At 52.3% G+C, this 214-nt stretch carries 1 protein-coding gene; it reads right to left on the reverse strand.

All coding sequences use genetic code 11. The features are described from left to right. On the reverse strand, nucleotides 1–214 hold a 214-nt coding region (locus LI126_RS15520; protein WP_227165786.1), incomplete at both ends, for a hypothetical protein.

Raw genomic sequence — 214 nt, forward strand, 5'->3', positions numbered from 1 at the left:
TTCATGCTGGACATAAAGCCGGAGAGCAGACGTGCGGTAGTCTCAGTGCTCTTACCCACAAGACGGAAGTCCACGCCATCTTCTACGTATTCGACGTCAGGCAACATGGGCTTCTTGGCTGGCTTGATGATCTCTTGGATGTAAGGAATCACTTTGCCGCTACGCACAATCTTGAGCACAGCACCTTCACCGATTGGACGAGGCTTACCTGAGC

The sequence above is a fragment of the Mediterraneibacter sp. 210702-DFI.5.30 genome (genome assembly GCF_020560115.1).
Classification (GTDB): Bacteria; Bacillota; Clostridia; order Lachnospirales; family Lachnospiraceae; genus Mediterraneibacter; species Mediterraneibacter faecis.